At 46.0% G+C, this 14,125-nt stretch carries 8 protein-coding genes; all 8 read right to left on the bottom strand.

Annotated features, from left to right (window positions below; all coding sequences use genetic code 11):
• Positions 1–2: 2 nt before the first annotated feature.
• The 8 genes from ACK8P8_RS09085 to ACK8P8_RS09050 all read right to left on the bottom strand — a co-directional run bounded on the left by ACK8P8_RS09085 (position 3) and on the right by ACK8P8_RS09050 (position 14,121).
• On the bottom strand, positions 3–803 hold the full coding sequence (locus ACK8P8_RS09085) for a hypothetical protein (protein WP_303179042.1): 801 nt from the start codon (positions 801–803) through the stop codon (positions 3–5).
• A 418-nt stretch (positions 804–1,221) separates the two neighbouring features.
• A complete protein-coding gene (locus ACK8P8_RS09080) occupies positions 1,222–2,370 on the bottom strand; it encodes a FimB/Mfa2 family fimbrial subunit (protein WP_303179040.1) in 1,149 nt (382 codons plus the stop codon).
• A gap of 36 nt (positions 2,371–2,406) precedes the next feature.
• The gene (locus ACK8P8_RS09075) at positions 2,407–5,355 is read right to left on the bottom strand and encodes a FimB/Mfa2 family fimbrial subunit (RefSeq protein WP_369858969.1); all 2,949 of its coding nucleotides are present in this window, start codon (positions 5,353–5,355) and stop codon (positions 2,407–2,409) included.
• A 16-nt stretch (positions 5,356–5,371) separates the two neighbouring features.
• A complete protein-coding gene (locus tag ACK8P8_RS09070; protein ID WP_369858970.1) occupies positions 5,372–6,181 on the bottom strand; it encodes a hypothetical protein in 810 nt (269 codons plus the stop codon).
• A gap of 371 nt (positions 6,182–6,552) precedes the next feature.
• A complete protein-coding gene (locus tag ACK8P8_RS09065) occupies positions 6,553–7,926 on the bottom strand; it encodes a TlpA family protein disulfide reductase (RefSeq protein WP_369858971.1) in 1,374 nt (457 codons plus the stop codon).
• The gene (locus ACK8P8_RS09060) at positions 7,923–9,365 is read right to left on the bottom strand and encodes a RagB/SusD family nutrient uptake outer membrane protein (RefSeq protein WP_369858972.1); all 1,443 of its coding nucleotides are present in this window, start codon (positions 9,363–9,365) and stop codon (positions 7,923–7,925) included. Before ACK8P8_RS09060 ends, ACK8P8_RS09065 begins: the two co-directional genes overlap by 4 nt.
• A 12-nt stretch (positions 9,366–9,377) precedes the next feature.
• A complete protein-coding gene (locus tag ACK8P8_RS09055; RefSeq protein ID WP_369858973.1) occupies positions 9,378–12,899 on the bottom strand; it encodes a SusC/RagA family TonB-linked outer membrane protein in 3,522 nt (1,173 codons plus the stop codon).
• Positions 12,900–12,951: 52 nt separating this feature from the next.
• Positions 12,952–14,121: a FecR family protein gene (locus tag ACK8P8_RS09050; RefSeq protein ID WP_369858974.1), complete on the bottom strand. Its 1,170-nt coding sequence runs from the start codon at positions 14,119–14,121 to the stop codon at positions 12,952–12,954.
• Positions 14,122–14,125: the final 4 nt, after the last annotated feature.

The raw sequence follows: 14,125 nt of genomic DNA, 5'->3' as shown, positions 1-14,125 counted from the left end.
GATTATAAATCAGATACTTTTTCCTCACAAACCGCCTTATTTCCAGCATCCCCGGAACGAGCTATCGAGGAACCGGGCACCAACGTGATATTCAACTCCAGTTTCTTGTTGCGTTCGATACATTTCTCGGACTTGAAATCAAAATAAGACTCGTTCTTGTATTCATCCCAAACAATAACCGTCCCGCTCACCACGTTTTTTGTCGGGAAACTATAACATTCGTAGCCTCGCCCAAGGTTATAAGAATCCCATTGGGGAATAATAGTATAATCATTCACCTGAATCTCGTCCAACTCCGGACGATCGAAAAAAATATCCATCGCGTAAAATTCATCCTCGTTCACCACGTTCACGACAAGCCCCCCAACCAGACGGTTCATCACCACCGTTTCAGAAGCATTTGCACCGTCCACTCGAGCCACACCTCCAAACAATTCGGGAAGAGTATAATAATCAGATTGCAAAAACAACACTTTCTTGTCCTTATCTCTCAAAACAACATAGTTCGATTGTTCCTCTCTATCATTACCCAACACGAAAAACGTATGTTCGCCGGCATCCAAATCCTTGAACGCTATTGGTTCTCCCGCGGCAAAATAAACCGGTTCACATACTTCATCGGACTTCAAATAAGTAAGGTCATACACCGAAGCAGACATCCCTTCCTCCGGAATCACACCTTCACCGGAACGCACAGCCAACTCCAAACCTCTTTCCGGAATTTCCGTTTGCTCCATTTCACTTTTCTGGGAACAAGCCCCGAAAAGGAATAAACAAAAAACTGCAACTAGAACTTTTCTCATAATTTCGCAATTAAAATTTACACTTGTAATTCTATCTGTCTCTCAATTATTTAGCAATCAACCAATAAACTAATTCATTTTGTTTAATAATGACAAAACAATGTTTCATATATTAAATATCAGATGATTACAGTCTTAAAACATATCAAAAAATGTTCAATTAATGATAACTTAATAATATCCGAAGACAGCACGCCTAATAGAAATACAACTCTCTGTGTATGAATTTTAAAAATAAACAGATGGATAATTACAAATAATAAAAAATGTCTTATATTTGTGAATCATTAAACGAAGGTTATTTGATTCTCAATAAATTATCATATAAACTTTTATAGATAATTATAAATATCACAACATAAAAAAAGGCCAACTAATTTGCAATAAACCAGTTGGCCTTCAAAATTTATCTATAAAACTAATCGGTCACAACGACATCTTCTTCCTCTCCTTTCTCCCAATCCACTTCCGAGCCTCCCGGTCGAACAAAATCTTCCCGCTCGCCAATTTCCACGTCCTCCGAATTTCCCGTTTCCCAATCACCGGGGAACACCTCGAGCGTCACGTCGGTTTCCTTAACTTCAATCTTATCGCCCGGCAATTCCTCCGTCTTCCCAGTTTCATCTTTCGTTTCCACCTTGTTCACGGTCGATTCGAGTTGCCCGTCACCGGAATTGCTCTCGTTCACCTCCACGTTCATGGAAACTTCCGTGTCCGGTTTGGTTTCCGCAACAACATTTATCACTTGAGCCAAAACCACCTCTTGTGAAGCATCCTTCGCGATAATATTACACTGGATATTATTACTCTCCCCGGTACTGCCACTACCGCTCTCGCTCACCACCGCGATATTCATCGTCGCCGAGTAATTCTTATTCTCGTCATCCGCCCGTGAAAAACTTCTTGCCGCTCCGCCTTTCGTCATGGTCACGAACACCGTTCCGGGATTCTTCCACTCCGTGTCCCCGAAAGCAAGCGTTGTCCCCACGTTGGGCACAAGCACTCCTGCCTCCGCGATTTTCCCGGAATTATCCGTCATCTGTACTTTAGTGGTCGAGAGCGTTCGTTTCACGGTAAGCTCCACTTTGACCTCCTCCTCGCCTACCGTCAACGTGTTTTTCGCAAAAAGCACATCTCCAAGCGGGGTGAAATTAGCGGCATTCTCCTTCCTCGTCAATTGAATCTTCATATCGGCAAGAGCCGTACCCACCGTTTCCCCGGAAATATTCCCGTCCTCCGGCACATTCCCCACGAATGCCACCGTGTAGCTTCCCTTCTCCAATTCAACGCTCTTGATGTCCGCCACGGAATTATATTTATAATTTTTCAACAACTTCCCCGCCTGATCAAACACGTACAAACGCACGTGCGAGATAATCCCTTTCAACCCGGCATCATCCAGACTACCGATACCGCTCTTCAAGGCAAATTCAACCTTCACGGCTCCCGCCGGGTTGACCGGTTCCGGTTCAGGCTCCGGTTCAGGACTATCCCCTCCGCTACCGCCACAACCACAGAATCCCAGCGACAGCGACAACACCATGAATATATAAATCAATTTTTTCATACTATACATTTTAACGGTTACTACTCGCACGCTTCATCACTTCATATTCGTGGAATCCCTCGGTATCTCCCCGGAAGCGGGTAACCCGGTAACAGTCACTTCAGCCGCTTTATCACCATAGACGTCCCGGAGCACTACTTTAAAACTACAGCCTTGTTGAGTTTCCAACGTGCATCTCACCTGTCCGTTACCGGTACCGTACCACACGTCCGGGGTAATCATTCCATCGCCTGAAACCGTTTCCACGTCAACATTCCACCATGTATTGGAAGTCACGTCAAATACAAACGTGTCTCCCGAACGAACCGAGAATGAAGCAGGAGAAACCGACACGACAGGCTTCAGCACCTCTTTTTGATAAAACGTAACCTGAGATGTATGTCGTCCCGCTTCTATAACAACACGTCCGCTTCTATCATGCTGATAAACCATATAAGGATTATTCGGCTCTACAATTACACGAAGCCTTGCTTTCCCTTCACCGTTCAATACACCCCGACTTCCGGCAATGGTATCTCTCGCATTTTCCTCATCTGCAAACGTAACACGGATAAAATCAGTCCACGGGTCAGGTATTCTGCAAGTCCATTTAGAATTCGAGCGTACCTCGATAATATACTCCTCTCCTTCTGCCGGAACTTCTACATATTCCCTGTCCACATAAAGAAGAATCCCGTCAGGACTAAAATCTATAGACTCGTTAGCACTCACGTATAAATCACCCGCATTATACATCTCCAATAACCCGGAAGGCAATTGCCCTTTCAAATCAGGATTGCGCGGCAAATACAACTCATACAGATTCGTCAAATGACTGAATGACTCCGGAATAGAAGTCACCCCGCAACTATCCAGCGTAATATACCTCAACGTTGTTATTTGTCCCATCCAATCCGGCAGACCATTCTTCCCGAAAACAGGAGAATACAAATTCAAATCTTCCAAATTCGCAGCATTCTTTATTGCCTCGATATCCAAGGGTTCCATATTTTCATTCGCCACAGCAAACGAACGTAAAGCCGTAAAATCACTACCGGGCACTTGAATTTTACTGAATCCCGCGATTCCCAATTCAACAATATTTCCTGTCACGCTCCACACGGAACCCGGCAAGGTGCAAGTCGGCGTCGCTACAAGATACAGGTACTTTAAATTTGTCAATTTAGAGAAATCCATCTTCATAGAAGCAATCCGGGATATCGTAAGTACCGGGAAATAATCACCGATCTCTTCGTCGACATTCAAATAGGGCACGGTAAACACTAACGCTTCCAACTTGCCCAAATTACCGATATGGGCAGGAACTGTTGTCAACGTCGAACTACTCACGCACAAATATCTCAAAGTTTCGGGCAATTCAGGAAGAGTAGTTGCATCCGTAACAACAGAAAGTTCTTCCAGCACGGGTAACTCTTTTATAAAAGAAGGCACTTCTGCCAGACTCCCGAAAGAACTTTCCGTCATATTAAAATGTTTTAACGCGGTCAAATTCTTAAAAGAATTCGGCAAATTCCAAGTCGGCAACACCTCACCACCACTTCGGGCGGAAGCATTAGCTTTCATCGTGTTTGCTTTTCTTGCACTCATCCGGTCATACTCATCCAACAAATCATCCAATTCCGAATAACCGATACCGATCACCCGTCCCGCATCGTCCAACTCCACGTTATACCATAAATTAATATTATCGCTATTCCAGTTTCCTCCCACGTCAACACCCGCCTCCTTCATCACATCCCGCAAATCCAACATGGCTTGCAAATCATTGGCCGCAACCTCTTTCATTTTAGGCAACGTCACAACCATGCACCCGGTAGAATCGACAACCAGATTTCTGACTGGAGCGGGCAAAACATACATATTCGAGTAAGAAGAATCCAGCAACTCTATTCGTTGCAAAATATAATTTCCCAGAATAACCTGACTCATGTATTTTATAACAAGCGTATCCCCCGCTATCGTCATCGGGTTCGTCGGATCGAGTTCACTGGAGCGAACGGAGAAATATCCCTCCCCCTGCTCGTTCTTCGTGAATTGCATATCCACCAAGTTCACTTTTTGAATATCTAAAGAAGCTCCGGGTTCCATTGCAACTTTAATCATCAACGAATCCACGTACACCCTCTTATTCACTGTTAAATCTTCCTTCACGGTTTCTCCCCAAGGTTCGACGTTCATCTCAATCGTCACGTTTACAATCCCGCCGGACACGTTCACATTCGCGTTGATCGTGTGAATTTTATTCGCTTCCACCTTGTTTTTCAACTCGGATACATGAGTTTGTACCTCTCCGTTTACCTCCACTTGAAATTCCAAACAGGCAATAGAATCACGGCAAGTCGGGAACGCAATCACCTCCCCTTTTATCATCTCTTCCGTGTTACTCATCGGTACCTTTAAACGCACGGGATTCCCTTCGGCACTCCCGTCAAAGCGGATGGTTTCGGGTGACCCCAACAACGTCACGCTTTTCAACTCGACACCACTCTTCAAGCCCTTCACGTTTACATCCATCCTTCCGACCAATCGGCTCAATTCGGCATTACTTTTTTCATCCTCACCAATCGTGATCTCGTCTTTACCGGAAAAGATACTACCGGGTAAAACGAAATCACCGTCAGCATCTTTCTTCAACGAAACAGTCACTTTATCCAAGGTTGCCCCTTCTCCAATTCCCCCGATTTGAGCTTCATCAATATTAGACAAATAAGCGAAAGTATATTTCCCCAAAGGCAATTTCACGGGAGTCACACTTGCCAGTCCTGCAAATTCCTTTTTCAAGTAAAGCGTACCATCTTCATTAAAAATCAACAAATGCAAAGCATCAACCTCTGCCGTCAAAGCATCGAGTGACAGATTAGAAGACCTGCCGTTAAAAGTCAACGGAACTTCCTTACCCGGCATTTCTCCTTCAAGTTGATCTTCCTGACACCCTGCGAACCACACGGCTGACAACGCAACAAGTATATAGATTATTCTTTTCATGTTCTTTCTATTTAAATTATAATTCCGATACTTTTTCCACACAGTCCACCGTACTTACAAGATTCACGGAACGGGCAACAGAAGACTCTTTATTCAAGGTCAAACTCAACTCCAACCTTTTATTCCGTTGTACCCCGTTTTTCGTGGTAAAATCGAAATAATATATCTGATCATTTTCATCATAGGCAATCACCTGTCCCCTAAGCACTTCACTCGAAGGAAAAAGATAAAACTCTTCACCTATCGTCACGTCCCAAATTCCATTCATCCTCGGAAAGACAGCATACTCACCTAATGCTATCGAATCCAAATTCACTCCGGAATACGCCAATCCCAACTCAACACTCCGGAAATCAGACTGATTAACAATATCCACTTTTACACCTCCTACCAAACGCACCATTTCAACCGTCACGTTCTCTTTCGAACCGTTTACTTTTACAACATTACACGATAAATCCGGCAGACGATTATACCTCCAACACTCCAAATTTACATGTTTCAACTCCCTGCCACTAAGAGAAAGATAAACGCCGTCCTCTTCCACAACATTCCCCAACACGAAAAACGTGTATTCACCGGGCAACAACTCCTCGTATGAAATCTTTTCATCCGCTGTAAAATATTGCGGTTCACATACCTGATTCTGCGTCAACCCCGTAAGCATATACACAGCCGCCGGTATCCCTGCGGCAATCAAACTGTCACCGGAACGTACAGCCAGTGTCAAACCACTACCGGGAATTTCCGTCTGTTCCTCTACATCTTTTCGGGTACAAGCCCCCAAAAAGACCAAACACAAAATTGCAACTAGAACTTTTCTCATAATTTCACGATTAAATTTAAACTTGTAATTCTATCTATTTTTCAATTACTTAGTAAACACATAATCACTCGGCTTATTCCGTTCGATATGGACGGAGCAATTAATTACACTCTAACAATCAAACGATTATCTCCCCAACACACGCTCAAAAAAGGATCGTTTATTGATAATTCGCCTCGCAACACACGACGATTGTTGACAAATTCACAACTATCTGATTGTGAATTTCGAAAATAAAATAGTTATCATTTACTAATAATGAAAAAAGTCTTATATTTGTACATTATTAAACGATCGTTATTTGATTTTATACAAAACAAAGCCTGATCGTCAAAATGACAATCAGGCTCTATCAGTTCAAAACCAAGAAACTACTCCTTTATCAATTGTTCCAGTTGCATTTTCAATTTAGGATCAGAAGGTCGTTTGGCATAAGCGTCCACGATCTTACCTTCCTTATCAATAATAACAATCCGGGGAACCGCTCGAATCAGGTAACTCTTTGCCAGCGTTGATTTAAAACCGTCCGGCACATTCAAATGATACTCGGCACCTTTCTTGTCCTTCACCATCTGCTTCCAAAGTCCCACCAACTCGTTCCCCGTATCCAAAGACATCGAAACAAACACGATAGGCAGTCCTTCCAGTTCATCCGCCAATTTCTCCATGTAGGGCATCTCGGCACGACAGGGAACACAACCCGTGAACCAAAAGTCCAGCACTTGTACTTTCCCTTTAAAATCGGAAGAAGAATACTCCTTTCCCTTCACGTCGACCGCTTTAAATTCCGGTGCGGGCATTCCCCGCAAAATAGCCTCATTCGCTTCCCGGGCTGCCTGATAACGGGCTTCGATAACCGGCAATTGGGCTACTGCCATAGAATCGGTAATCAGCCGCCGCACGCTCATCATGTAATTCGGGAACTGATCCGAATACCCCTTCTGCAATGTAAAATCCAACAGATTTACCAAAAACAGGGAACGCACCTTTTCATCCTCGATCCGCTTACCGTAAATCTCCATAAAATTATCCGGCGACACTTCCAACATTCCCTCTTTTTCCATCCGCTCGAAAGCTGCCAACATGGTCTGGAACCATTTCGGTACCCGTGTAATCAGCGGATCGTCAAACTTCAAATCTTTCAGAAAATCATAATAATCATCCGGCAACCGCACGTTCTTGTTCATAAACATGGCCATCAACGCCGGACCTTCCAGCAACTGATTGTAAAACCCGTACCTGTATTTCAGCTCTTGTTGCCGAACGAACTCCTGCGGCAACCCGGATTCCCGCAACTTACCAATCACACGTTCCACTCCTTCCCCGTTCATTTTCAGCCATTCGGCAGAATACGCATCCACCCCGTCAGCGGAAACCCCGATAAAAGCATTCTCCGCCAAAAAAGTATTCTCCGCCGCGTGATCTCCTTTAAAGGTCACCCCGTCAGCATCTTCTACAATCTCCACTCGAGAACCGGGAGTCAGGTACACGGGATAAAAAACCTGTTTCGTACTCACGTACCGGTAATACCCCGGTTCCTTCAAATCGAGCTTCAACATGCGATTCCCCAAAGAATCCGGCATCACCTTCTCATACCCGCTTTTTTCCTCCGGTTGGAAATAAATATCCCCGTCCACCGATTTCGTGAATGTCACCCTCGTTTCCGGCACATTCCCGTTCTGGCAACCGGTTCCGGCAAAAGCCAGAACCAGTAGCATGAACAATAAATTAAAATCCCATCTCATAAAGTCGTATTTTGAATCAAATCACTCGTTTCCATCGCGTTCTTCGGGAAAGGCCAGATCAATAACGGGGAATCGGGCTTCAACGTGTACGTCTTGGTCGTGATTTCTCCCGTGGTAGAATTTTTCATCACGTACTCTTTCGTCAGCGTCTCGTTAAATTCCGCACAGAAACGACGCATATCAAAAAATCCGTTGGAAGTAAGCAACAACTCCCGTTTCCGTTCATCGCGAATCAACTGAAACGCCGCTTTTGCATCCGCTGCCTCCGAAGCCTTGTATCCCGCGGGCAAGAATCTCATTTTCCGCAACTCGTCCAGATAATACAACGCGTTCGTCTTATCATCCTTCCGGGCGTAACACTCCGCCACCATCAAATACACCTCCGACAAACGGATACCACCGCAATTCCACTTGATATTCTGGCACATCATCGGCATTGCCCCGACTTCCGCTGTCGGACGTGCCGGCATCGCGTACGAGATACACATCACGTAACGCAAATCATTCGTCTTATCATACAAATCGATAATCGGCTTGCGAACATAAGAAGGAGAAGGATCAAACTGGTTCAACCCGAACTGGTACAATAAATTCTCCGGATCATCCTCCGTCCGATACACATAGCTACTCCACATGGAAGGCATCATCTCGAGTATAGGATTCTCCGCTATCAATTTCGTGTGTAGAGCGGGCATATCCCACAACTTGTGATAATCCGATTTCAATGCCTCCAACCCGGCAGCCAACGCCTCGTCAATCTCCCTTTTGAACAAATGTACTTTTGCCTTCAAGGCGTACCCGAAATACTTATCCGGACGGGAAACACCTGTCGCACGTTCCGGCAGGTCGGGCAAAGCCGCCTCGATATCACGCTCGATCATCTCGTACACCTGAGCCACCGTGTACTGTTTGCTCTTCGCCTCCAAGTTCAACTCTTCATGGATAATAATCCCGTTATCGGTCGCCGCCGTGTTCTTGTCATAGAACTTGGCAAACTTATTCACCAAAAAGAAATAATTATACGCCCGCATGATCCTCGCCTGTGCCATCCCCGTCACCTTATCCGTTGCGTCCCCCTCCGAATCATCGATATTGGCTATAATCACGTTGTATCGCATAATACGCTTGTAACACCTCTCGTACAAATCATCCGTCTCCATGTAATCCGCGCGATTCTTCGTTTCGTCCCAAAAGAAACAAATCGCGGGCAGCGGGTACTGGTAATCATCCAACGTGGGCATATTATAATTGCACACCTCATCCGCCAGATACCAGAAGTTTCCCATATCATAATTCGGGCTTATTTCTTCCAGCAAACCGAGATAATCCTCCGTGGAGTTCAACACGGATTTTCCTTTAGGCACTATATCCAGAAAATTATCACATGCAGCAAACAGCATGGTCAAACACAAACTGCCTATCGCTATATATCTTTTCATATTCTACTCCCCTTAAAAATTAATATTCAAACCGAAAACATAAGTCGTCACCTGCTCCTGTGCGCGTGTCCCCTCGTTAGCGTTGAAAGCCTCCGGGTCAATCCCTTCTTTATTCTTTGCCCAATAGAACGGGTTGTTCACTTGCGCCCGCACATTCACGTTCCTCAGTTTCAGGGTACGTACCCACTCTTGCGGCAAAGTATAAGAAAGCCCGATATTACGACACTTGATAAACGAGGCACTCAACACGTGCACGTCGGCATATCTCCAATGCAAATCCCGATCTCTCGCCAACCCGTTCGGTCCCATCGACGGCACATCCGTGTCCGTGTTCTCCGGAGTCCAGCGTTTCGCGATATCTTTATGCATATTTCTCGTGATTTCACTATACACGGAATACAACTTCGGCACATCATTACGCAACGAATGTCCCAGATAATACACGAATTTGGCATTCAATTCCAAAGACTTCCATCTTAAATTCAGCCCTAACGCCCCGTTCCATTTCGGTGCCAATTGTCCTTTCGCCACCAAGGCATGGATATTATCCACCGCCGTGTTGGATTGTACCTCGCCATTCTCGTCATACACCGAAGGATCGCCCGTTTCCGTCAACCCCGCGTAACGATACGCGTACACCGTCCCGTAAGTATCACCCTGCAAGTAATAGGAATACGGGTTCTGCAACATATAGTCGGCGGCAGGCGGCGTGTAACCGATCTTCTTGATCTTGTTCTTGTTATATGCAGCCGTGAACATGGTATTCAACGACCAGTCTTTCTTTTTCAACCAATCGTATGACAAACTCAACTCCACGCCCGTGTTCTTCATTTCCCCGTTATTCACGGTTGCCTCCGTGAACCCGTAAGACGGGTCCAAAGACTTCTTCGCCAACAAATCGGAACTATATCTCCGGTACACGTCGAGCGAACCGCTTAACCGTGAAAAAAGTGAGAAATCAACACCCACGTTGAAAGATGAAGTCTTCTCCCAACGCAATAATTTATTCGGCGCCACAAGGATATCCGTTATGCTCGCGTTAATCCAAAGTGAATTCATATACGCCCCCAATAAATAAGGTGACGAATTTTGATCCACGTTACCCGTTATACCGTAAGTCACGCGTAGCTTTAACAAATCAAGATAATCGACATCCTGCAAGAAAGCCTCGTTCGTCATATTCCAGCTAGCTCCCAACGACCACAAAGGTCTGTACCTGTATTTCGGGTCTGTACCGAAAAGGTCTGCCTGATCTACCCGGATACTCCCGTTCAGCGTGTAACGTCCCGCGTAAGTATACCCGGCATTAGCGTAAGCCGACACGTAGCGATGCTTCGTATCACCGGTCGAAATATATTCGCTCCGGTATTTCCTTGCCGAACTATGCAACTGCCCGATTACTCCACTTTGGCTCAAAGTCAACCAATCCATCTGCGCGTAAGTCAGCTTGTCATTATCATACCCGTACACCTCACTCCCGGACGACCGCCAATGATCCTGCCGGATTTCACCACCGACCAACACCGTGATATCATGATCCTCCCCGATAGTTGTCTGGTAATTCGCCTGCGCCCGGAAATTATAGAACTCGCTCCGGTTATTCTCTTTCCTGATATGCCCTTCATCCGGAATATTATACTCGAAATCGCCATAACTGTTTTTAGTGGCAAACTCGTTGACCAGCTTACGCATCATGTAAGAATCCTTCTCGTCATAACGGTCTTTATCCGTGTAATTCCTCTCGTACTGGAACTTCAATCCCAAATCCAAACCTTTCATAATCTTGAAATCCGTGTGGGCGAACAGCTTCAAATAAGTATCCCGCGTGGTCTGCATATTCTGGGTAGATGCTTCCAATTCATTATACCCCATAAACTTCAACCCTTCCGTTTCATTTATTTCCTGTGACAGGTAATAATTGTGGAAGTAATGATACACCGGATTTCCTTCATCATCTTTCAATCTCTCGTAAGGCATAATTTCATTTAAATACCCCGCATCCAAATCATCTATCGACACGGATTGTTTCGTGCGGGAAAAATAAGCATTGGCACCATACGTTAATTTAAACCACTTCGCCAAATCCATTTCGCTCTTCAAATAAACGCTAAAACGCTTGCTTTCGGTGCTTTTCACGTATTGCCCGTAATCCTGATAACGGAACGACACGAACAAATTGGAATTTTCCCCGCCTCTGGCTATCGACAAATTGTAATCCTGCGTCACGGCTGTTTCCAACAACGCTTTCTGTCTTTCCTTACGATAATCGTATTTACGCAATTCGTCCAGTTTCTGATTCAACTGCGCCTCGGTCAGGTTTCCCAAAGACAACTCGTAATACAACTGCTCCACACCCGTCAATCGACCCGGGTTAGTCGGATCATTCTTATTACTGAAATAATCGGCAGGATTACTCTTGTAAGTCGGATCGTTCAACAGAAACTCCCGCTCGAAATCAATAACATCACTGGAAGAAGCGTAATCCTGATAACTCAAACTCGGAAGCGGGTATATATAAAATCCAGCAGAAACATTCACATCCGTGGTCTTATCCTTGGCCTTCTTCGTCACGACTACGATCACGCCATTGGAAGCCCGCACACCGTACAACGAGGTAGCGGCGGCATCCTTCAACACGGTGAGTGACTCGATATCGTCCGGATTAATCGCATTCAGATCAACATTTGCCACCTGCCCGTCCACCACCACGAGAGGAGTCGCCCCCACGGCAAAAGACGACCGCCCGCGGATAGACATGATTCCCCCGTAATTCATCAACCCCGGCGTGATACCTTCCAGTTTCGTCATCAAATCGGTAGATTGCACCTGTCCCAATTTCTTGGAATTAATAATCACCGCCGAACCGGTAGACCTCTCCCGTGAAATAGTCTGGTAACCCGTGGCAACCACTTCGCCCAACATCTCGGCTTCCTCCTCCATCACCACGTTTACCGGTTTATCCGCATCCGCAACCACCTCTTTCGTCTTCATGCCCACGAAAGAGAACACCAGCGTCACGTTGCGTTCTTTCACCCGCAACTCGAACCCCCCGTCCACGTCGGTAGCCATACCCGCTGTCGTACCCTTCACCACCACGGTCACCCCCGGCAGCGGTACTCCCTGCTGATCCTTCACGACACCTTTCACCAAAAAGCCTTCATCTTTTTGACCGTCCTCTTTATAAGAAATCACGATAAACTCACCCTCGTGATTATACTTGAACGGCTTATCCTTCAATAAAATATTCAAACACTCCTCCACGTTCGTTCCCTGCAATCTAGCCGTCACCTTGTAGCGGTTCAAATCATCGTAATTGAAAATAAACTTGCAACCGGATGCCTCGCTCAATCCTTTCAGTGCTTGAGATAAAGACACGTCCTCGAAAGTCAGGTTCACTTCCCGGTTTTGTGAAACCACCGACGCCACGCTCGTGAAAATACACAAAGCGAATACAAATTGAATAAGCATAACCTTCTTGATGATCCCGCCAATCCCGCGATTGACAGAACCATTACAGTTCCGTTTTTTCATCATAAGTAAGAATAAATTAGGTTTCTATAATCCTGTTTTTGCAATAATTACACAATCATTTGTTTCTCTCGGACACAATCAATGTACGCCCGTCCAATCTCACGTTCACCTTGTTCGTTTTCGTCAACAATCCCATGATCGTATCGATATCGCTATCCCTGCCGGACCAAAGTTCAAACCTAAGATCCTTCACACCACTGCCAACATACACGACATCAAAATCATACCACCGCTTCAAATCGTTCACGATCACCTCCATCCGCTCGTTCTCGTAGTAGAAATACCCCTCCTTCCAAGCAATATACTTGTGTACATTCACCTTCTCGATCAGAGGAGCCATTCCCTCCGCGAAATGAGCGTTCTCCCCGGGAGCCAAAGGATACTCCGAACCGTCACCCGCCTGCTTCACGGCAACTTTCCCCTCCACCAGCGTCACATCCACTTGGTTGCCCGCGTACGCCTTCACGTTGAACTCCGTGCCGTACACCTTTGTCCGCACGCCCGAGGCCACCACGATAAAAGGCTGATGCCCGTTACGCGCCACGGAGAAATACCCCTCACCTCTCAATTCCACCTCACGTTTTCCGCCCGTGAACACCGTGGGAAACTTCAACTCCGACTCCGAATTTAACCACACTTCCGTCCCGTCGCTCAACACGATCCGGTACTCTCCCCCCTTCGGAACCCTCAACGTGTGGTAGTACACCTCGACAGCCTCCGAAGTCGTGTAACTCACGCCCCGCGTACTATCATCCACCACGTTAACTCCACCTTCCACCATCACGCTCGTGCCGGACGTCGTTCCCAAAACGATTTCCCGTCCCGTTTCCGTGACCAGCACCGCTTGATTCTTTCCCGGCACAACGACATGCTGAAGCCCGGCAATCACGTCCTGCCCGATCTCCCGCGACGAGGACTCGTTCATCAACCACCAACCGCTTGCCACGAGGATAACCACGGCTGCAGCCGCGGCAGTCCAACGATACAAAACACGGGCGGGCGACTGCATTTTCCGGTTGAATTTCTCGAATTCACCCTTCACGTCCAAAGAATCGCCGACTTCGAGCTTCAATCCCGCCTCCAGATAAAGACGACACTCCTCGTACAATTTCTTGTTCTCCGCGTGACTCAACCATTCCCGAACATACTCATCTTGCAATAACTCCGGATGATTGAGTACATTCAAGGCAAATTCCAGTTGATCATTTTTCTCGTTCGCTTCCATTTCC

The sequence above is a fragment of the Butyricimonas muris genome, assembly GCF_046365375.1.
Classification (GTDB): domain Bacteria; phylum Bacteroidota; class Bacteroidia; order Bacteroidales; family Marinifilaceae; genus Butyricimonas; species Butyricimonas muris.
Note: the sequence above shows the minus strand (reverse complement) of the source record. Positions and strands in the feature narration are given on the sequence as shown.

Excerpts from the sequence above, each read along its gene's own strand:
- ACK8P8_RS09075 (WP_369858969.1), bottom strand. The coding sequence starts at position 5,355 with ATGAAAAGAATAATCTATATACTTGTTGCGTTGTCAGCCGTGTGGTTC.
- ACK8P8_RS09065 (WP_369858971.1), bottom strand. The coding sequence starts at position 7,926 with ATGAGATGGGATTTTAATTTATTGTTCATGCTACTGGTTCTGGCTTTT.
- ACK8P8_RS09055 (WP_369858973.1), bottom strand. The coding sequence starts at position 12,899 with ATGATGAAAAAACGGAACTGTAATGGTTCTGTCAATCGCGGGATTGGC.
- ACK8P8_RS09050 (WP_369858974.1), bottom strand. The coding sequence starts at position 14,121 with ATGGAAGCGAACGAGAAAAATGATCAACTGGAATTTGCCTTGAATGTA.
- ACK8P8_RS09060 (WP_369858972.1), bottom strand. The coding sequence starts at position 9,365 with ATGAAAAGATATATAGCGATAGGCAGTTTGTGTTTGACCATGCTGTTT.
- ACK8P8_RS09070 (WP_369858970.1), bottom strand. The coding sequence starts at position 6,181 with ATGAGAAAAGTTCTAGTTGCAATTTTGTGTTTGGTCTTTTTGGGGGCT.
- ACK8P8_RS09080 (WP_303179040.1), bottom strand. The coding sequence starts at position 2,370 with ATGAAAAAATTGATTTATATATTCATGGTGTTGTCGCTGTCGCTGGGA.
- ACK8P8_RS09085 (WP_303179042.1), bottom strand. The coding sequence starts at position 803 with ATGAGAAAAGTTCTAGTTGCAGTTTTTTGTTTATTCCTTTTCGGGGCT.